Genomic DNA, 19,520 nt, shown 5'->3' on the forward strand with positions numbered 1-19,520 from the left:
CAGGCTCCAAATACCCCAAAAATCGCAAAGCGTTATATCGCTTCCGCAGCAACATTTTGCCTTGCAGGAAAAACAGGATGGGCGCAGCGAATCGTTGCACAAAAAAGACTTCATGTACCAATCATTAGCTGCTAGGCGTCTTTTCGTTCTGCCGTTGCCATATACATATACACTGAATATGACGACCAACCTGTCGATTTATCGCGGAAGCGGACATCGACAAGCTTTTCATGGCACGTATCCTCCTGATAGGCTTTCCATAGTCTCCACAGCTTAGGCGATGGTACTCCGTGACAAACGACTTCAGCCAAAAGGAGTTCTGGAACATCAGCAAGTATGCCTAGAAAGCCACGCAAACCGGCAATTTGGCATGCGGTGCCGGAAAATAATACGCGTCTATGCTCGTCAAGCGCCTGCCGTATCGCAACATAAATCCAGCTATCAATGGAGCTCTGCACGTATTTGGAAGACTGCAGACGGGGCAAATCGCCAATAGAATCAATTAAAATGTGCCGAACCGTTAAATCATTATCGAAAGCAGCACCGACTACAACGCCACCCTGCTCAAGAACATTCCGAGCGAGCATACCGAAAACTCCGCCAGAAGAAGACCGAGCAAGCTCCTTCCTATCTTGTGCAACAGCCCCGCAGCACGAAACAACTTCGTCCTGCTTTCTCAGGTTAATGGCGGGACAAGTGCGGTCGCACAAATGGCAGTGCAAACACCGCTCTGCATCAATCACAGGATGGATGAATCCCTTTTCATCCTCCTGCATCTCAATGCAGGAGGATGGACAGGATGCAGCACATGCACCGCATCCAAAGCATTTCTCGCCAAGCTCTGCAATTCTAGCTGTGGGCTTCATGCGCACTTCCTAAATTCCGTTAGCTAATACCTCAACGTCAACACCCGGCATGCTCTGGCGAATATGCTCAGCGAATCGGCGCCTCTCTTTAGCTAGAACCGAATCTATCGCTTGCATGCTAACCGTCGCCTGTCCGTCAAAACACTCGTCGCCGAAAACTGCGTTCTGCAGTCCAAACGTCTGCGTAAGCGTTGCGAGTCTGGAAAACAGATTTGAATACCCCCCCTCGACGAAAAATCGTAACTGGAGTGCCCATCAATATCGAAAACACCGAAGCATGATACGAATCTGTAATAACACGCGCCGCACCATCAATCAGCGCGATAAACTCTGCGGGCCCCGCATCAACTTCGCCGTCGCGCGCCTTATCACTCAACGAAATCTGAACGGCATCAAGCTCGTCCAAAACTGCCGAAATGTAGGCATCCTGCTCTACCGATCTATCGCCTAGCAAGTAGGTGAATACATAAGGCCGATCCGGGACCATTCTTCCACAAGCGACCGACCTCCATGAATTTGCTGTGACCACAAGCGTTGGATCAACAAGAACGGTAGCATCCTGGCCCGTAAGTTGCTTAATGAGCTCTGCTCCATCTCTCTCACGAACAGAAAGTCTGTCGAATCCACGCAAACCCCGAGATATTTGACGCCTAGCATAGGGTGAAGAAAGGGAGCTCATCCCGATGCTCGGGGACAAAGCAACGCGCTGGTCCCGCTCAGCAAATTGTAAAAACATCCAGCGATAACAGTCGACGTAATTTGGATTCCAGACCTGGTCACTCCCTACAGAAAAATAATCAAATTTCTTGCGTAACTGATCAAGCGGCACGTCGACTGAACGCGTTGGAATGAGGGCAGAAAACGATCTTAGTTTTTCAAAGCAAGTGCAACGCCACCGAGTGGTACGCCTCGTAGGGCGTCCTCCATCCGAGGCGCTCGCGCGGTCTGCGGTTCAGCTCATCGTACACCATCTGGACCTCCGCCTCCGGCACGGCGCCGAGGTCGCCGCCCTTCGGGAAGTACTGGCGCAGCAGGCCGTTGGTGTTCTCGTTGGTCCCGCGCTGCCAGGGGTGGTGGGGCAGGCAGAAGTAGCACTCCGCGCCGACGGCCTCGGTGAACAGCGCGTGCTCGGCGAACTCCTTGCCCCGGTCGAGCGTGACGGTCTCGCAGGGCCTGCCGCGCATCGCGGCCACCATCGCCTCCCTGACCGGGCCCTTCCGCTTCGACGCCGCCTTCCCGCCGGCCAGGAAGCCCGTGGCGCGGTCGACCATGGTGACGAGGCACGCGCCGCCCGCGCGCCCCGCGACGGTGTCGCCCTCCCAGTCGCCCACTCGCGAGCGCCCGTCGGCCTCGGGAGGGCGCTCCGAGACCTCGTGCGATATCTTGATCCTGCCCCGCCTCTCGGAGCCGTCCCGGCTCCTGCGGCGCCTGCTGCGGCGCCTGAGCCTGGCGGACGCCCTGCGGCCCCCTATGCAGCGGTCGAGCCTGCCCGCGGCGACCTCGCGGTAGATCGTGGTGTCGCTGACGGCGAGGTCGGGGCGCTCGAGGAGGATCCTGCCCTCGAGCTGCTCGGGCGACCATCGCCCCTCGAGGACGCGCGACCTGACGAGCTCGAGCCTCTCGGGGTCGTCGAGCAGCCGGGGCCTGCGGCACCGCTCCCTGCGCGCCTCGTAGCGGCGCTGCGCGGTCGAGGCCCGGTAGAAGCGCTCGCACGAGTTGCGCCGCAGCTCCCTCGACACCGTCGACTTGTCCCTGCCGATCTCGCGCGCTATCTCGCCGACGCGGCGCCCCTCGCGGCGCATGCACATGATGTCCTCGCGCTCCCCGATGGTAAGATGCTTGTACCGGCCCACGGTCGCCTCCTGATGATGTTGTCGTCGCAAGCACCATCGTATCAGGGCGCCGTGGGCCGTCCCAGTTCGGGGCCGTTGCACTTGAAATGAAAAACTAAGATTGAAAGGAAGCCTTTCGCTCTGCGCTCATGCGCTCTTCAGGATGGGTAGCCTCGCGTGGAAGCAAAAGGTTTGCCGCAGTGTTTCGCAACGCAGCAGGAAAATCGACCCTGTCGTACACCAAAGTCTCTTGATGACACCCAATTGCACCATATATTTTTGACACAGCATAGTTCTGCAGCCTATTGCCAAAGTTAAAATTGCCGACCATGGTAACGATACCAACAGATGCACCCATACATTAACCCCCGAGTCATTTTTGGTTTCCCAACCGCGTATTTGCGTCCTTTCTATGCCTTTCTCCTATAATCGCGATAGAGCAAAACGAGCATGAGGATGGCTCCTGTGCCATAAGCAGCAATTCCGCAATAGCTCACTCCATTCATTCCAAAAACACTGACCATCGGCACAGATAAAAGAAGAGATACTGCCGTGGCAGCGATATTGCCAGCCAGACTAGCCGCATAGTCGCGAATCGCAATAAGCAAGTCGTTGGCAAAAAACGAGAAGCCCGTAACAAACGTGCAGAGAACGGCAGGGATTAAGAGGAGCGAATAATCCGCCATATCGGCCCCAAAAATTAGCTCGAGCGCGAAACGGCCAAATACGGCAAACAAAGCAATGCAGGCCACGCCAACGAAAACAATGCCAACGACGACCCTCTCAATGAGGCGCTTGGCAGACCTCTTGTCCTTGTTGTATTTCTCTGCAAACGTACCTAACAGGGGTGTATATATAAATTGAGCCCCAACCTGTACCACAGTAGCTGGAGAGGCAACAGAGGAATATATTCCCAACGCAGAAGCGCCGAGCGACACCGCAAGATATTGGCGCGGAACAGTAATAACGGCGCTTGCGCAAACCGTAGCCATCACGATAGGAAACAATCGAACGAGCGTATTGGCAGCCACACGCAGCTTAATGACAGGGCGCAGGGAACAAAACTGCCGCGTTTTTGGAATATCCCAAAACAACCCAACGGCGACATTAACGGCCAACAGCCCAGACGCTGCAAGCAGCAGAGAGTTTGTCAGCAACAGCGCAACGCAAAACGCTACAAGCCCAAATACTCCTTGAAGAGCATACGAGATGCCAATATAGTCCATGCGCATGGCTCGCTGGTCAACCGCATGAAGACCCTCTAAATACGTAGCAACCAGTTGCGAAACAAGGTACATGCTGATTACGGGCAGCGCGGTCATCGTACATGTTAAGGCCGAATAAACAACACCGCCCACAAATGAAGAAAGCATCGTGATTATGCGCAATCCGAGGTACTCACCCACACTGCGCTCACCAGATACGTCCGTCACATGAATGGTACGAAGTCGATACTCAGCGAACGGGATCACCATGTTGCAAACCGACATGGAGAGCGAGAGAACCCCCGCAGCATCAAAGCCATGCGAAAGGCGCACCACAGCGACCGTAAGCAACCAGTTACATACAAGCCGAATCATCGACCCGCATGTGTTTAGAATCATGTTTTGCTGCAGAGATAGTCTTTTGACCACAACTTCAACCCTTAATATGTACGTCTCCCTGATAACAACAACGATAGCAATCGTATCAAGCTCGACAGTAAAGAGATAAACAAACACCTCAGGTCAAAAACAACACACTAGGCTCGACCGACGATATGCCGTAAAGCCTGAACACTCAGTACGCTAACTGCATTTCTCCCAACGAAGCGTTTCAAAATTGTACTGTTTGATAATCCTTGCCGGACTTCCAGCCAAAATGCAGTAATCCGGAAAACGCTTCGTTACAACCGCGTTTGCCCCTACGATACTCCCATTCCCCACGCGCGAGCCCATAAGGACACAAACGTTTTCTCCGAGCCAGACGTTGTTACCAATTTCAGTTGGACTTGTAACCAGCCTCCTTTTTTCAGGATGCGTCGAGGGACTCTCTGCAACCGTATCCCCATGGCTGCAATCGGATATAAAGATATGAGAAGCAAAGAGACAATTATTGCCGATACGCACTTGCTCTGCGGCAGCGATGTGAACGCTGTCGCCTATGTGACAATTCTCGCCGATAATCAGCTTAGGCATCGTATCGCCTTTTTCTCCAAAGGTCTCAAGCCTGCAGCGATAACCCGTACGAAATCCCTTGCCCCACGTAATGCGGGGCAGACCACGAATATATATCGGCCTCCGCAGCAACGATGCATTGCGGTAAAACACCCTCGTTACGACTAAAGAGTACGCCGTCTTCACTAATTCGCTGAAAGAGTAATAGTTATCAAAAACATACATGGCTGGCCCCCTACCTTTCATGGGCAACACATTGCAAAAAGAAGTCGTCGCAAAGAGGGAGCTCTGGGGCATCGTACCTGTTGAGCAGCTTCAAGGCAGGTTTATAAAAAGGCGACCTCGCAACCATATCCCGTACCTTGAATCCTAAAAGAGCACGAGATAGGTTGGTCCCAAAAGGCCGACGTCTAGCCATCTCTTGATACAAATGCATATGATCAGAATAAAGACGTTTTCTAGAATCGGCGCTGCCGCTTGTAGAAATACCGGTCCCCCACTCATACCAGTAAATAGGTTTTTCATAATGGAAGATCGGATATCTTCCCAATGCTAGGACTGTAGTAAAGTCTTGGCAGTAATCCACGCCGTAATCTTCACTCAACTCAATTAGTAAACTCCGATAGATGTCTGTCTTATAGAATTGAGCGGGTGCTGGAATCCAGTCGGCAGATTCCATCTGAGCCTTTAGAGCCTTTGCAGCAGCTGTGTCATCAGATGCTGCCGGAAAGACAAGAAGCTCAGGATGCTGGGGTGCCCGGTAATCCGACTGGACATATGACCCGTTTTCAATTTGTCGAAACCTGACTATATCGCCAAAGCCCACGCTAGTATCTTTATCCCGGCAGAAAGCAAGGATGTCACGCAGCGTATGGGCATCGTGGAGAATATCGCCAGCATCTATGGTCTTCACATACGGTGCGCGAGCCTGCCCCAAGGCATTTGCTAAGTTGCGCACTGTCTTTAGATTGGTCTTATTTCGAATCAACGTATAGTCTGAAAAGCCGTGTTCTCGAAACAATCGTTGATATTCATCTGAATAATCACAGCGGGAGTTATCGTCAGCAATTATGAGCTCAAACACCACATCGCGCTGAAGCAAGGCAGACACTATACTGTGTCGAATGGTTTCGAACGACTGATTGTAGGTCGTTATGACAACGGAAATATCCAAAGTTAACCAGCTCCGTGATACAGCGTTCTACAGATAGGCAAGTAAAATGATATAGGATTTTATCAAAGCAGAGTGTTGAGGTTGTGCGTAGGCAAATCGGAGATTTTGTCTGCCAGGAATCGACCTGGCAATTGTTCAGGGGGTCTGGATCATTCTGCCTCGCGATGCGAAGTGAGGGCGAAAAGCGCCGGATTCCCACCACGACGAAAAACTCTTGCTACAGCACGCTACTTTGCCGCACCGACACTATGACCTCTCGGATGCTTTCTCGACCATATGCTGCCAATTTCGAATATGGCTCGCCCATCCGGCGACGGCACGGTTTGCAGGGGATAGTGGGCTTGTCGCTAACCGCAGACACGAGCAGGCGTCTCCGCGCACACAATCCCCTTCGCCCGCAGAATAGGTGACTGGCACCCTTCTAGACGCAACAGCCGGGTTCGAATTACACCAGTCGCTTCCCATCGGACAAGCTGCAGAGGTCTATCGACCCGACAATCCGTGAGGTCAAAAGTCGCAACGGTCGCGTTCGCCCTCACCGCATGGGGCCTCATCTCCTATGTTCTTACATGGGCCCTTCGGAGCTCCGGACACGAGACGCTCGTCCTTGTCGTTGGCATCCTCCAGCGTTTTGTCCCCACGGTCATGATTCCCGGATCGGGGTACTTCGCGTATTTTTGCCTCGGCTATTTCTTTCGGCGGTTCGCGCCAAGTACGTCGGGCGCCACGCGCAAGAAGCTTATCGTCATTGGGTTGTGTGCCTGGGTAATCGATGTTGCCTGCACCTACTTTGGCGTCGACCGATTCGACCCGAACTTCCCATGGCTCTTCACGACTATCGCCGTGCTGTTTTTGTTTGACCGCATTCGCATTACGAATGTAGGCGCACAGCGCGCCTTTGCATGGACCGGACGGCGCTCGTACTCCATCTACCTGCTTCAATACACGGCAATCGCAATCGTCGCGCCATTTGCATACGATACGCTGCTCGCCGGCGGCATTGGTGGCCTCATTGCTCCTATTCGACTGCTTGTGTGGGTTGGCGTTGTTGTGGGGTCGTACGCGCTGTCACTTGCCGTGGCGTCTCTGGTTGATGCGACGCTGCTCAAGCTGGTGCAGGTGGGGTATGACGGTGTGGCGAAGCGGGTGCTGCGGCGAATTCAACTAGTACGCTAGCAGGTGCGTTTCCCCAAGCTCGATATAGAAAGATATGCCGACTAAAGAAAGCAAAGTGCTTAAGACGGGTTCAACTGGTGCCTTCGAGCAAAGTACTTATTCCAGCACAAATACAATTATGCCAGCATGGCTATGCGAACCCTTGAAACAAAGCAACGCTCCTCCAAGATGGAGAGGCCAGCCAGACACAACCTACCACGGAGGAATCGCAGATGCACTCTGTGATGGTGCAAAAAAACGAAGACGTTTGTCACCGATGACACGAGCGCGTCAATCTCGGCTTCAGTCGTCGACGTGCCCGCGCCTTCAAGGTTCGACGCTCGCTGTTCCAGCCATGCAACACGGCGACAAGGTGTCAGCTCAAGTCGACGAGGTAAGCCACAATGAATCGCTATCCGAGAACTGAGAGCAATCTCATGTCGCGATATCCGGGGAACTCAGTATCACTGCGCATGGAGCCTGTGTGCGCAGCATACCCTTGCTCAAAGCGCATGAGGCAATCGCAATGGATGGCCTCGGTGACTGCGCGCCGCGCTACCAAAATAATCGAACCGGCACGAACGGACTCGACACGGTCAACGCTCCGTAGGATAGGGTGCGCTCGTTACGCTCGCGATTCAACAGGGTTTCGATTAGACGCACCCTGCGCTACCTACGGCAGATCTACCGAGAGGATTGAGCTGAAAACTCAAATGCACCACACGAGATATTATTGCGCGACCATGTCGTCGTCGGCCGATGCGGGACTCACCGTCGAGCGCTGAAATCCTAAGCCTGATCACTTTAAGAAACCTAGCAAACAAAGGAAACCGCATAGGGTTTATCGCGCTAAGCTAACGGAAACATAGAGCATTTATCATCATCGCCTGGCTACTTAATTTGAATGTGTGTAGAATAACCAATCTTCCCAAGCTAAGTGGCAATTAATACTCCTGTCCCGTCGATGATACGCTCGGCCAGACAACGAATGAGCGGAATTTCTTTTGACAAATCTGACTCGTGCAAAAACGGCCTATAAATACCTCCCCCTCCTTGCTTGCTATGAATAATCGCGTTCCTGACTTTGTATATTCTGTTGGCGATCAGCTTTATTACATCAGCGCTGTCCCAATCTATTAGAGGAGCGCTGGGCTCAAACACAACGTGAACGGACCTGTAATAATCTTTCCAGTCAAATTCATCGCTCGCAAGACCGGATAACAACTCAGAAATATCAAGGTATTCTTGCAGGAGAAAAACGAGCTCATTCTTTTCATTGCCATAGCCAGCTTGCTGCTTGCCTCCCGCCTCCTTTTCAATCATTTTAACTATTTCAAACAGGCAGTCTTCATCGAACGAAAAATCAACTGCAGCAAGTTTGTCGCGCAGCTTCTGTGTCACGCCACGCTTATATGCCAAATTGAAAAAACGTTCGAGCACATGATAGAAGGAGAGAAAACGAACGTAGGGGTCTTCGGATGAAAGCGCAAGACGATAGTAATCAACTGCTTCTTTATCGTATTTTTTACGTGGCGGGGAATCTAGCGTTCGTCGATGTGTGACACCAGTCCTCAAAACGCGGCGGTATAGAAACTCGTCGGCGTCAGTCACCCTCCTAATCGCTTCATCATTGCAGTACATATATTTGAACTCAAAAGCAGTTGCCCGATCACGGGCTGTAGATATATTACTTCTACGAGAGAAATCGATTCCAATGCTGCGAAGGCCGACGAGGTAGGGCAATAATACCCTCCAGTCTCCATTGCAAGCAGAAAAAATGTCGCTGTCGAATCTTGGACAATCAAAACGATAGCGCATTCTATGCATTTGAAACACATAGCGACTTGGTGAATGAGGATGCGGCCGCTCATCGCTGCCTCTCAGATACTTCAATATGCAGAAAAGACAGTATGTAAGGCTGCTAATACCAATCGAATATGTCACTTCTCCATCGTCAAGCGCCTTTCGTTCCATATATCTACAAGCCCTTCTCGCAGGCCTAGGAGATTCGATATCGGCGTAGCACTCATAGTGTTTTTTCTCTGAAAACAGTTCCATGCCGCTCGAAGAATATTGCGCTTTTTCTGCAGCAAGCAATTCTTTATCAAGTTCATCGCTAGATATTAAAACCTCGGCCGATTCTAAACTGCCATATGAAGAATTCCTTATCCGGCGAGAGTCAAGATGGATCTTGCAAGAAAACAATCCATCCTCCCCAGGGAGGTCATCCTTAATTCCAAAATATGACAAGACGAAACTCCTTGCTCTGCCATGCAAAGCATCGATTGATTTCGCGTCCTCGCAATTATCCACGCTCACGACACCCCTTACTCAGACTTCGCTCAACGCCTCGCATATCACAGATAGGAGACAGACGGCTTCTATCCTAAGCCATCGCCATCTGATTGAGTGGCATGGAAACACCGAACGATACTGTTCACTTTGCGCTAAACCTCCGTTAGCATAACGCGAATGCGGCACAACTCCTTATATGTCTGCGCACCCCTCTACGATTGATTGTGTTTGGTCCAGCCAACCTCATTTTACTTCGACCTACTAACCCCGTAAGCCTCCACCGTAATCACAATATCTCATTGAATCGATTTTATCGATTCAATGAGATAAACTATCAGATATGCCCAAGAGCAAGGAGGCTGCATGCTTATTAAACTTTCTTGCAATAATTTCCGCTCCATCGGAGTCGAGCCCATCGAACTCGACATGGTTGCATCAACAAAAATCAAGATGCACAGGGACCACATGCGTCCTCTTCACGACAACGCATATGCCCTGAGAAACGCCGCGATCTACGGCGGAAACGCTGCCGGAAAAAGCAACATCATTCGCATCCTTTCGCTTATGCAGTCCGCCATCACAGCCGGCTCCATCCCCCAAGAGGCTGCTCAGGAATACTGCCGTGCGGGCGCGGGGCTCGCGGACCAGGAGTCTGTCTTTGAGCTTCAGTTTGAAAAAGACGGACAAGTATTTGACTACGGCTTTAGCTGCATACTGAGCAAGCTGAGCATCCAGTCTGAATGGCTCTATGATTTAGGCGATGCACCACGCTTGCTCTTCGAACGTTCTTCGGATGGTTCCGCCTCCTTTGAAAATGCTTCCAACACCGATGAAAGCGATCGAGAGGGGATGCGCCTCAACATCTATGCTTCTGATTTTGCCAGTCAGGCAAGACAGAATCCCTCGCTTCTGCTGCTCAGCACCATTGGACGCGGCAAGCCTTTTGAGCCAGGCTCTCTATTGGAAAGCTTTGCCCGAGCGTGTAGCTGGTTCACTGAGAACCTTCTCATCATTGTTGCGGGACAGCCCTCCCCTACCTCTGAATTTTATCGAGACAGCGCAACGCTTGATCAAGTAGCAGAGGTTCTCGCCTCTTTCGATACCGGCGTATCGGCGCTGGACAAACAACCCATCAGCCTTGACGAACTCAACAAGCGCCTTGATCCCGGCCTGCTTATGACCATCCGCAGCTTCATGGCGCAAGGCGCACAAAATAGCCCTAAAAACAGCTATCTCATTACCGCCCGAACGGGAAAGGAGTTTGTGGGAATCGAGTCGGAAAATGGCTCTGAGCCCCAAGCCTCGCTCCTTGAAATTCAACACAGCGGCTCCCAATCGCTGTTTGATTTTGGAGACGAGTCGGACGGTACTCAGCGCCTTTTTGACTTCATGGACATACTCTTTTCCAAGAAAACCGATGCCATCTTTGTTGTCGATGAAATCGACCGCAGCCTTCACCCCATGCTAACGCAGCAACTCATCCGGCTCTTTAACAAATCTCACACCAACGACACCTGCCAACTTGTGTTTACGACCCATGAAAGCGCAATCATGTCGTTCAAATACCTGCGCAAAGACGAGATTTGGTTTGTTGATCGAAACGAAGATGGAACTTCGCACCTCTATGCTCTCGACGATTTTACTCAAGTCGGAAAGGTGAGGACCGATTCGTGCATCGATAAACAATACCTTGAGGGCCGTTACGGCGGCGTGCCGTGCCTGTCTTCCGTTCGCGCTTTTGCCGCCCTTAACCAAGAGGAGGCTTGATGCCATGCCGCCTCTTATCGCATTAGATACCTGGAATAAGCGGACGGCCCGCCCCGAACTCAAGCCCAAATCACTATGCTTCTTCATCGCAGAAGGCGCCAACAGCGAGCTCTGGTATTTTACAGAGCTCGCCATACATCTGGCAAAGCAAAACATCCCTGAACGCATTGAGCTCAAACCGATCGAGCGCACGGAAGACGACCAGAACAAGTCTCACCCCCGTGCTTTGCTTGAACAGGCTAAACGCATTAGAAGCGACGGATTTGGATTCGATAAGGAAACCGATCGCATCGTTGTTGTGTTCGATACTGACATTTACAAGGGAAATGATAAGCAATTTCAAAAGGACCTGCAGGCATTCTCAGGTGTGGCCGAAGTTGCTGTGACCAACCCGAGCTTCGAATTATACCTTCTGCTTCACACAAGCGATGCATATGAGACGCATATCAAACCGCATGAGAAGGACATTCTCGCAAACGATTATGTCAAGGGAACACACCGGAGATACATCAGCAAGCTCGCCAACGATGTGTTGGGCATGAACACAAAGAAAAATAAGGGCATTGCCGAGCTAGCACACCATTTTAGCCGCGCCATTGAAGAGGAGAATCATCTGAATCAGGATTCTTCGACGGCTATGGGCAAGCTTACAAGTAATATAGGAAAAACCATTCAAGGAGTTATCGAAGCGGGAAAAGCGTGACGATGGGGCTTGGGGGCAGACGAAGTAGCGGTCTCTGCTGTAGGTTCACCCAACACGGACGTTCCCACTGACGCCTTCATCAAGATGTGTGAGCTAGTCACGTTGATTACGCCCAATATGCCAATATGAATCAGCGCGTCTTTCTGCAAAGACGGATCAGCCTTTACCCCCAACGGCCCCATCGTTCTTTTGAGGGGCTCGAGATGTTAATTGAGCCTATAGAAGCCTTTCGAGCAAGATAGAGCAGCTTTGGGGTAACGAGGCTGCTTTATGTGACCCCGATGCTGTGGCATGTTCTCCCCTACAGAGCTATGGGGTCAAACCCTCAGCCACATTCCTAACGATGCTCATCTAGACCTGTAAACATGCCCGCATAAAATCTGCCGCTCAATATCACACCTTGCGCAAAAAGAGATGCTAGACCGCCTCCACCCTCTGCGCCGTCGTCCATTGAGGGGGCAATCCTATATGGTAGCAGTCTAGCGTTCGCCCCTTCAGCGCCTCGATACAGCCGCTTCCCCTTCGTACCCAACTCGTACCGCAGGCATCGCGAAAAGCAATTTCCACAGTTGTAATTACACCCATTCCGCTTCCATCGGTAGGCAGCCATACACTCCATGAGCCCGGATTTATTTGGGAAATCAAGACTCTATTTTTATAATCTACTGGTGCATTCTCCCCTCTAGCTGCTGGACCCGCACCGTACATACCCACGCAACTGATTATCACATCGTATATGGGAGCTTCGCTGTTATTGCTGATTACCACCGAGCGATAGATTGAATGTGAGGTGGATGGAGCTGTATGTGACCCAACATCTTCAAACCACGCTGCAACACGATCGGCTTGCAATCGAAGCTCTCGTTCTATACGTTGTGTTCGCTCTTGATGTACTTGATGCAGAGAAATTACAACCCCGGCACCGGTCGCAATCGTGGCGGCCGCCTGAATGATTAGCTCTATCAGTTGAAAATCCATCAGCGTATCGCACCCCTCCGTTTGCTTACCCCAGTCGTACTGGGGATTATCACAATAGCAGCCACGACCGTAAATACAGACTCGCAAGCAACAGTTTCAGCTCCGCCGATAAAGACCAATCTAACAGTCAGCCAAACGGGTGATAGCTTCCGCCCTCCCGTGGCATCCTCTTCCCAGCCAAACGTAGAATTTGCCCGAGCGCCCACCCGAATCTTTGTTTGGCGACATTCCCTCCGGGCGGGCGTTCGGGCAGATGGGAAGACCCGCCATGAGATGCCCGAGCCTTTGCATGACGCCGTCCGCGGACGCATGGTCCGCGAGGAGGCCGGCTCCGGCATCCTGGCAGAGGCGGCCGAGCTCTACCGGCCGAGCCCCGCGTGCCCCTCGTACGGGAAGCCCTCTCCGTGGAGGGATGGCTCGACCGATGCCGGCGTCCGGCGCTGGCGCTGCCCGCGCTGCGGCGCGAGGTTCAGCTCCCTCACGGGGACCGTGCTGGAGCACTGCAAGAAGCCGCTCGCCACCTGGGTCGACTTCGCCAGGCTGACGCTGTTGGCAGTGCCGCTGGACGCCTGCGCGAAGATGTGCCGCATCAGACACCAGACCGCTTAGGAGTGGCGTCACCGCCTCTTCGCCGCCCGTGGACGGCTACCAGAACCGAATCGTCCTCAGGGGAGCGTCTGGATCGACGAGACCTACATAAACGACACCGACCTCTCGAAGGACTATGGCGAGGGCCGCAAGCGCGGCCTCTCGAAGCGGAAGCTCTGCATCGCGGTCAGCATCGACGCCCGCAAGGAGCCGGTCGCCGTCGCGTGCGAGCACGGCAGCCGTCCTCGGTGCGCTTAAAAAAGCGATGAAGCCCCACGTCGCGAAGGGGGCGACGCTGGTCCACGACAAGGAGCGAGCTCATAACGTCCTGGTCAGGGAGCTGGAGCTTGAGGACGAGACCTACAAGGTCGACGTCCGCGACCCCGTCTACCTCGAGCAGATGTCCCTGGTGAACAACCTGTGCTCGTGAATAAAGCGCTACCTGTGGCGCTTCACGAGCATGGACCCCGAGAACCTGCAGTCCTGCCTCAACCTCTATGTGTACCCGTTCCGGATCAAGCGGGACGACATGCGGTGGCCCTGGATCGTAAGGGTGGTCCGCCATCTGCTCATGGCCGATGCGCGCTTTCGCAGCTCGCAGCAAGGAGGGAATCACCCGTTTGGTTGACTGCTAGAATAATTTAATAATTGAACAATACTATTTATCGCTCCAATCGTACAAAAAGAACGAGTATGCCCATTCGGCAACATAAATCGAACCAAAGGAAAGGATTCGAGTTTTGGCTGACAATAAGCCCGCATCTCTTTTGACTGGCATCGATGTCAATAACGTCGTTGATTCATTGAGAGCGAGCGTTACTCCCGAGACAGAGATTCCCGACTACAGTTCGTATCTGCCAGACATGAGGTCAACCTGGCACCAGCTTGTGATTATCGGCAACGGGTTCGACCTGGCATGCGGGCTCAAGTCCGACTTCAAGAGCTTCTTCGAACCGAGGCTAGAAAGACTGCAGGCCATTGAGCGCGAGGGCTTCTCGGGCGGCAAGAGCGCAGGCTCTCGGCTTCGCGAGGCGGGGCTTACCGCATGGGACATCATTTTGACCGATCGCAGCGGCGACAACTGGTACGACGTTGAGGGAGCCATTGCAAGATGGGTACGCCCGCAAAATCCTCCGCGTCATCTCGACCTGCTGGATAGCGTCTTCAGCCTTGAGTTTGGCGACAAGAAATCGCCGTTCGGCCTTCTCGCTAAGTACCCTGCAGAGAGGCGCGTGCGTCGCTACCTCGTTGAGAGAGGATTCGGGCTGGGAGACGAGTACAGCCGTGAAAATCTCGACAAGCTGATGCTCGACGAGCTGCACCGGCTCGAGGACGAGTTTGACGCGTACCTTACAAAGCAAGTTGAGCAGACCCCGCAATACCCGAAGACAGCACGGCAGTTGCTCTGGGAAATCATCAAGCGTGGCGTGCCAAACGCAGACGACTTCCGTCCCGATCTCTCGGTTCTCAGTTTCAACTACACCGGACCGAAGGAAATGAAATACAACAACAACCGAGCAGTATCCTATGTGAACATCCACGGTAAGCTCGGCGACGGAATCGTCTTCGGCATTGATGGTAGGGGCATGATGACAAACCGAAGCGTCGCGCCGTTCACGAAGACCTACCGTCTCATGGCCATGGGCGGCCCGCAGCACTACGAGGTGCTACCCGGTGATGTCGATCTGATCAAGTTCTTCGGTCACTCTCTCGCAAGCGCGGACTACTCGTACTTCCAGGCGATATTCGACTCGATCGACCTCTACGACGGCGACGCCTGTTTAGCGTTCTACTACCGTCCATATGCCGAGAAGAGCGACCTTGAGGTCAGGACGGACATGATGAACCGCGTGACAGAGCTGCTTTCGACGTACGGGCAAACGCTCGACAACGCGGACCACGGAAACAACCTGATCCACAAACTCCTACTCGAGGGACGCCTCTCTATCGAGCGGATTTAGAGGAACAAATACCTGAGGTAAACCTTTTTGACCTCGGGTATTACTTGTTGGAGCAGAGGAAAAGCCGCCATCTCGCTTCTCTTGCATCGCCATGGCTCATAGGACAAAAGTTCTTTTCATGCAATCCAGGTGATACGCGAGTATCTCTTTCGCCAACGACGCAGCCCATTTACGAAATATGCTTCATCCATTTCTACTTATCCGCGATGAATTAAATAATTCACGATAAAATAATTTAGACACGATAGACTATAGAAGAGAGACGGAGGCACACTATGTCACAAACGCTTATCAACCCCTTCCGTCCTACACCAGGTGCCGAACCTCCCCAACTAATCGGACGAGAAAACGTAATCGCAGATTTTCAAAATGGCCTTGTGGGTGGCGTTGGCGCCCAGGGAAGGCTCATGCGTATCACCGGTCCCCGTGGATCGGGCAAAACGGCGCTTCTCACTGAGCTTGCCCAAATCGCGCGCGATGCGGGATGGAAAACAGTAAGCGTATCGGCGGGCAAAGAGCTTATTAACGATGTTATTCACGAGCTTTTGCCCCAATTCCAAATTGAGAAAGCGAATATCTCCGGAAAGGCCCTCTTTGCATCCGGTGAGGCAAACATCAAAACCAAAACCCCAACGCTACGCGACCTGCTTCGAGATGCGTCTGAAAAAGACTGTGGCGTACTCGTAACAGTTGATGAGATTCAAGACGCCCAAGAGGAGGATGTGCGACTCATTGCCTCGACCGTGCAACTACTCACGGGAGAGAAAAGAGATGTCGCGTTCGTTTTCGCAGGCCTCACAACGGGAGTAATGGACCTCATCAACGGCAAGGCGATGTCATTTTTACAGCGAGCTCAGCCCGAGGATCTAACAGAAATCAATAATCTTGAGGTCAAGCTATCGCTAAACGACAGTTTTAGAGAATCAGGCCTGTCGCTTGAAGGAGACGAGCTTGATCAAGTTGCAAAGGCAACCCACGGATACGCGTATCTCATTCAACTCGTCGGTTTTTATGTATGGGATCGCGCAAATAAACACAGAAACGGCTCTACAACGGTCTCGAACGAGGACGTCGAAAACGGAATCGCCCTAGCAACAAATCGTTTTCACGAAACGGTACATGAGCCAGCGATTTCAAACATCTCGCAAAAAGCGATGGAATATCTAATTGCCCTCGCCAACCACGATGGAGCAACTTCCACAAAGCAGCTTGCGACTGAGCTTGGCAAAAAGCCCAGTTCAGTAACGTATGTCCAGAGGTTGCTGATACAACGGCAAATTATCGAACGCACCGCCCGCGGATACGTGGACTTTTCTATCCCCCTCCTACGGGAATACCTTCGAGAAGCCAGGGATGAGATCCTTGAACGCTATGGTGAATAACGCCCGCGCAGCAGAAAGATATCTTTGTCCATCTGCTACCGTGCTTCAAATTCTCCAAAATTCACCCCTTGCGCTTCAGGGCATTGTGCCGTAGTATATCTATCCGCACGCGGGTTGCCGCGTGATGCCACTGGGATGTCGTCTAATGGCAGGACAGCGGATTCTGGTTCCGTCAATGGGGGTTCGACTCCCTCCATCCCAGCCATAATGGCCCGTTCGTCTAGCGGTTTAGGACGCCGCCCTCTCAAGGCGGAGATCACCAGTTCGAATCTGGTACGGGCTACCAAAGATTGCACGGCCCCAACTTCGGTTGGGGCTTTTTCGTATGCTTCCGCCTCCTGCAAACTCAATCGTCTCTCACCACGCCCGCGCACAGCCCGGCAGGCTCAACCGCCGCCCCGTTGGCCAGAACGCAACCATCCACGCCATCGCGGCGAACGCGCTGCACGCGCTCCATCGTCCATCCGCTTAGCGGGTGGGTTTTGGCGCGACACGCTGTGCGCGACGCACAGGCTAAAGCCTTGCTTACGCAAAAGCGGGCACGCGCGAAACTCGCACGCACCCGCTTAACCCTCTTGCAAGCGTACGCTATCCCCTGGCCCAGACGTCCATGACGACAAGCAGCCGAAGCTCCATCGCGCTACTCGGCGTTGTCGTCCTTGCGCCGCTTCAAGCCAAGCTTACCGGCAGCGATGAACGTAGCTCCGAACGTCGCCGCACTCGCCCCCGCAAAGCCAGCGAACATAACGAGGTCCGAAGTCTGCGGCATGCGGCCGCCCGCATCCTCAGCAGCCCCCTCGGTAGCCTCATCGGAGCTCTTCTTCGCATCCGGGTCCGCGTCCCTTGCATCACCGGAAGCATTCTCGTCCCCGTTGGAAGACGTCGTCGAAGGCTCCTTCTTCGAAGCGGTCTCATCGTCCTGCTTCGCCGCATCCGTTGTTGCACCGTTCGCACTCGACTCATCTTGGCCGGTGCCGTCGGACGATGCGTACTCCTTCGCATCCTCACCCGATCCGGCATCGTCGGATGAAGCGTCACCCGCCGCACCGTCGCTCTTGTCTGCGGAATCGTTGGCATCAGCCCCATTGGACGCGTCGTTCGAAGCGCCGCCTGAGGTGCCGTCGTTAGAAGCATCGTTGGAACCGGAGCCGCCCGCAACCGAATCATCTGCGGCCCCGTTCGTGGAGCTGCCCCCGTTCGTGGAGCTGCCCCCGTTCGAAGCACCGCTGTTCGCCGACCCGCTGTTCGAAGAACTGCCGCCGCTTCCGCCCGCGGTATCGCCGCCAGCAGTAGCTCCATTGCTCGGAGCATCGTCTGCGGAGCCCGATCCGGAACCAGCCGAATCACCGGCAGGCCCCGCGCCGTTCGAGCCGGAGCCGGATGCCCCGTCATTCGAGCCACCAGCCGTGCCGCTATTCGAACCGGATCCCGTGCTATCCCCGGCGCCCTCGTCCGAACCGGAATCCGAACCAGAGCCCGCGCCGGCATCGCCCGCCGAGCCGCCCGCATCTCCCGCAGAATCGCCGGCCGCTCCATTGGTCGCATCGTCGGTCGAACCTGCCGCGCCGCCCGCCGCCTCGTCTTCCGCTTCATGCAGCGAGATAAATGCCAGGCAGTCGTTCAGCTCGTTCTTGTAACGGTCCTTCCAGCCCTTGTAATACTGGGTCTGCGAGCTGTACTTCTCGATGTTGTCGGTCATCTGCGCGGAAAGCGCCGCCACGAACTCGCGATCGGTCATGTCGTTCGAGAGGTTCGCGCCGCAGAGCACCTTTTTCACGCCGCGGGTGCCCCACATATTGGACAGACCCCACACCATGCCCTTCACGCAGTCCGCGCGGCCAGACATGTCGATCCCCAGCTCGCTCTTCAGCCAGCGCTCGGTCGGCACATAGTAGCTATTGTATGCATACGCATCCTGGAAGGCAGAGAACTCCGCCGGGTCGGCATCGTATGCGGCATACCAGGCACTCTGCACGAGCTGGCCGAGCTCGGTCAACGTCTTGCTGCCGCTATCGTACATAGACGAGACGCTTTTGACCTCGCTCCCCCGGTCGATCACGGCCTTGAGCATCGAGTACTTCGTGGGATTGGCGTTGTACACCTGGGTAAGGAATGGAATGAGCGAGTAGCGGCGGTCGAACTGGTAGTAGCCGAGCGCGTTGTAGCCATCGCCATAGCTGAAGCCCTGGCGATAGTTGCTGTGGCTCTCGTACTTGGTGAAGTACTTCATCTCGCTCGAGACAGAGACCGAAGAGAGGCTCGAGCTGCTCGCCGAGCGCGCGGAACGCGCCGAGACGGCAGGGGCGCTCTCGTAGAAGTCGGCCTTATCGTAGTCCGCCGGTGCGGGAAGCTGCTCTGCCGAATCGCCTGCGGCGGAGTCGGCACTGCCGGCCGCGGCAGTGCCGGTTGCAGCGGCATCGGCGTCTGCGGAAGCGCTCGGCTCGGCAAATGCTGCGGTGGTTGCCTGCACGGCACCGAAGGTCAACGTGAGCGCAAGGCCCGATGCTATAGCGATGTGGCGGGGCTTCATGAAGCTCTCCAATCTGCGGCTCCGAGGAGCTGGTGCGGTTAAGGTTTCATTCGCAGTACGCGAGAGGCTCCCAGTATGCCAAGGGCCCAAAATGCGGGTCAAGGCATTCACACGAAGCTTAAGGAAGTCAATT

Annotated in this window: 16 protein-coding genes and 2 tRNA genes; 9 read left to right on the forward strand and 9 right to left on the reverse strand. The window is 53.8% G+C overall.

Features of this window, described 5'->3' with window-relative positions; all coding sequences use genetic code 11:
* Window positions 1-131: 131 nt before the first annotated feature.
* From GJE22_RS10175 to GJE22_RS04225, 6 genes are all read right to left on the reverse strand, one after another.
* Window positions 132-866, reverse strand: coding sequence for a 4Fe-4S dicluster domain-containing protein (locus GJE22_RS10175; protein ID WP_144688089.1), 735 nt, complete (start codon window positions 864-866; stop codon window positions 132-134).
* Window positions 867-1,002: 136 nt separating this feature from the next.
* On the reverse strand, window positions 1,003-1,716 hold the full coding sequence (locus GJE22_RS04205; RefSeq protein WP_144688088.1) for a polysaccharide pyruvyl transferase family protein: 714 nt from the start codon (window positions 1,714-1,716) through the stop codon (window positions 1,003-1,005).
* 25 nt (window positions 1,717-1,741) lie between these two features.
* Window positions 1,742-2,719: an IS30 family transposase gene (locus tag GJE22_RS04210; RefSeq protein ID WP_144688172.1), complete on the reverse strand. Its 978-nt coding sequence runs from the start codon at window positions 2,717-2,719 to the stop codon at window positions 1,742-1,744.
* Between the two features lie 389 nt (window positions 2,720-3,108).
* Window positions 3,109-4,332 (reverse strand): lipopolysaccharide biosynthesis protein, encoded by a 1,224-nt coding sequence (locus tag GJE22_RS04215; protein WP_218957887.1) that lies wholly within the window; start codon window positions 4,330-4,332, stop codon window positions 3,109-3,111.
* Window positions 4,333-4,485: 153 nt separating this feature from the next.
* Window positions 4,486-5,079, reverse strand: coding sequence for a DapH/DapD/GlmU-related protein (locus tag GJE22_RS04220; protein WP_144688087.1), 594 nt, complete (start codon window positions 5,077-5,079; stop codon window positions 4,486-4,488).
* 10 nt (window positions 5,080-5,089) lie between these two features.
* Window positions 5,090-6,028, reverse strand: a complete 939-nt coding sequence (locus GJE22_RS04225) for a glycosyltransferase family 2 protein (protein ID WP_144688086.1) — start codon at window positions 6,026-6,028, stop codon at window positions 5,090-5,092.
* 501 nt (window positions 6,029-6,529) lie between these two features.
* Between GJE22_RS04225 and GJE22_RS04230 the strand changes: the two genes are divergently transcribed.
* Window positions 6,530-7,204 carry an acyltransferase family protein gene (locus GJE22_RS04230; protein WP_154324096.1) on the forward strand — a complete coding sequence of 225 codons (675 nt, stop codon included), beginning with the start codon at window positions 6,530-6,532 and terminating at the stop codon, window positions 7,202-7,204.
* Between the two features lie 912 nt (window positions 7,205-8,116).
* Here the strand turns inward: GJE22_RS04230 and GJE22_RS04235 are convergent.
* Window positions 8,117-9,502: a methylamine utilization protein MauJ gene (locus tag GJE22_RS04235; RefSeq protein WP_144688084.1), complete on the reverse strand. Its 1,386-nt coding sequence runs from the start codon at window positions 9,500-9,502 to the stop codon at window positions 8,117-8,119.
* Window positions 9,503-9,841: 339 nt separating this feature from the next.
* Here GJE22_RS04235 and GJE22_RS04240 point away from each other — a divergent pair, with 339 nt between their 5' ends.
* The 3 genes from GJE22_RS04240 to GJE22_RS04250 all read left to right on the forward strand — a co-directional run bounded on the left by GJE22_RS04240 (window position 9,842) and on the right by GJE22_RS04250 (window position 13,535).
* Complete coding sequence (locus tag GJE22_RS04240) at window positions 9,842-11,245, forward strand: AAA family ATPase (protein ID WP_144688083.1); 1,404 nt, start codon at window positions 9,842-9,844, stop codon at window positions 11,243-11,245.
* A 4-nt stretch (window positions 11,246-11,249) separates the two neighbouring features.
* Window positions 11,250-11,948 (forward strand): RloB family protein, encoded by a 699-nt coding sequence (locus GJE22_RS04245; protein ID WP_144688082.1) that lies wholly within the window; start codon window positions 11,250-11,252, stop codon window positions 11,946-11,948.
* 1,251 nt (window positions 11,949-13,199) lie between these two features.
* On the forward strand, window positions 13,200-13,535 hold the full coding sequence (locus GJE22_RS04250) for an IS1 family transposase (RefSeq protein WP_144688081.1): 336 nt from the start codon (window positions 13,200-13,202) through the stop codon (window positions 13,533-13,535).
* A gap of 36 nt (window positions 13,536-13,571) precedes the next feature.
* On the opposite strand, the gene GJE22_RS04255 is transcribed toward GJE22_RS04250, so the two are convergent.
* Complete coding sequence (locus GJE22_RS04255; RefSeq protein WP_154324097.1) at window positions 13,572-13,748, reverse strand: hypothetical protein; 177 nt, start codon at window positions 13,746-13,748, stop codon at window positions 13,572-13,574.
* Between the two features lie 31 nt (window positions 13,749-13,779).
* On the opposite strand from GJE22_RS04255, the gene GJE22_RS04260 reads away from it, so the two are divergent.
* The 5 genes from GJE22_RS04260 (at window position 13,780) to GJE22_RS04280 (ending at window position 17,143) form a co-directional block, all read left to right on the forward strand.
* Window positions 13,780-13,944 carry a hypothetical protein gene (locus GJE22_RS04260; RefSeq protein ID WP_154324098.1) on the forward strand — a complete coding sequence of 55 codons (165 nt, stop codon included), beginning with the start codon at window positions 13,780-13,782 and terminating at the stop codon, window positions 13,942-13,944.
* 310 nt (window positions 13,945-14,254) lie between these two features.
* Entirely contained in the window at window positions 14,255-15,475 is a 1,221-nt protein-coding gene (locus GJE22_RS04265; RefSeq protein WP_144688080.1) for an AbiH family protein, read from the forward strand.
* A 275-nt stretch (window positions 15,476-15,750) separates the two neighbouring features.
* Window positions 15,751-16,857, forward strand: coding sequence for an ATP-binding protein (locus GJE22_RS04270; RefSeq protein ID WP_144688079.1), 1,107 nt, complete (start codon window positions 15,751-15,753; stop codon window positions 16,855-16,857).
* A gap of 131 nt (window positions 16,858-16,988) precedes the next feature.
* Window positions 16,989-17,062 (forward strand) — tRNA-Gln (locus GJE22_RS04275).
* A 4-nt stretch (window positions 17,063-17,066) separates the two neighbouring features.
* Window positions 17,067-17,143, forward strand: a tRNA-Glu gene (locus tag GJE22_RS04280).
* Between the two features lie 354 nt (window positions 17,144-17,497).
* Here the strand turns inward: GJE22_RS04280 and GJE22_RS10060 are convergent.
* Window positions 17,498-19,387: an ICP22 family protein gene (locus GJE22_RS10060; protein WP_235895800.1), complete on the reverse strand. Its 1,890-nt coding sequence runs from the start codon at window positions 19,385-19,387 to the stop codon at window positions 17,498-17,500.
* Between the last annotated feature and the right edge of the window lie 133 nt (window positions 19,388-19,520).

It is taken from the genome of Enorma shizhengliae (assembly GCF_009676995.1).
Taxonomy (GTDB): Bacteria; Actinomycetota; Coriobacteriia; order Coriobacteriales; family Coriobacteriaceae; genus Enorma; species Enorma massiliensis.

Coding starts and splice junctions, on each gene's coding strand:
- GJE22_RS10175 (WP_144688089.1), bottom strand. CDS start 866: ATGAAGCCCACAGCTAGAATTGCAGAGCTTGGCGAGAAATGCTTTGGA.
- GJE22_RS04220 (WP_144688087.1), bottom strand. CDS start 5,079: ATGTATGTTTTTGATAACTATTACTCTTTCAGCGAATTAGTGAAGACG.
- GJE22_RS04240 (WP_144688083.1), top strand. CDS start 9,842: ATGCTTATTAAACTTTCTTGCAATAATTTCCGCTCCATCGGAGTCGAG.
- GJE22_RS04245 (WP_144688082.1), top strand. CDS start 11,250: ATGCCGCCTCTTATCGCATTAGATACCTGGAATAAGCGGACGGCCCGC.
- GJE22_RS04250 (WP_144688081.1), top strand. CDS start 13,200: ATGCCCGAGCCTTTGCATGACGCCGTCCGCGGACGCATGGTCCGCGAG.
- GJE22_RS04260 (WP_154324098.1), top strand. CDS start 13,780: ATGAAGCCCCACGTCGCGAAGGGGGCGACGCTGGTCCACGACAAGGAG.
- GJE22_RS04270 (WP_144688079.1), top strand. CDS start 15,751: ATGTCACAAACGCTTATCAACCCCTTCCGTCCTACACCAGGTGCCGAA.
- GJE22_RS10060 (WP_235895800.1), bottom strand. CDS start 19,387: ATGAAGCCCCGCCACATCGCTATAGCATCGGGCCTTGCGCTCACGTTG.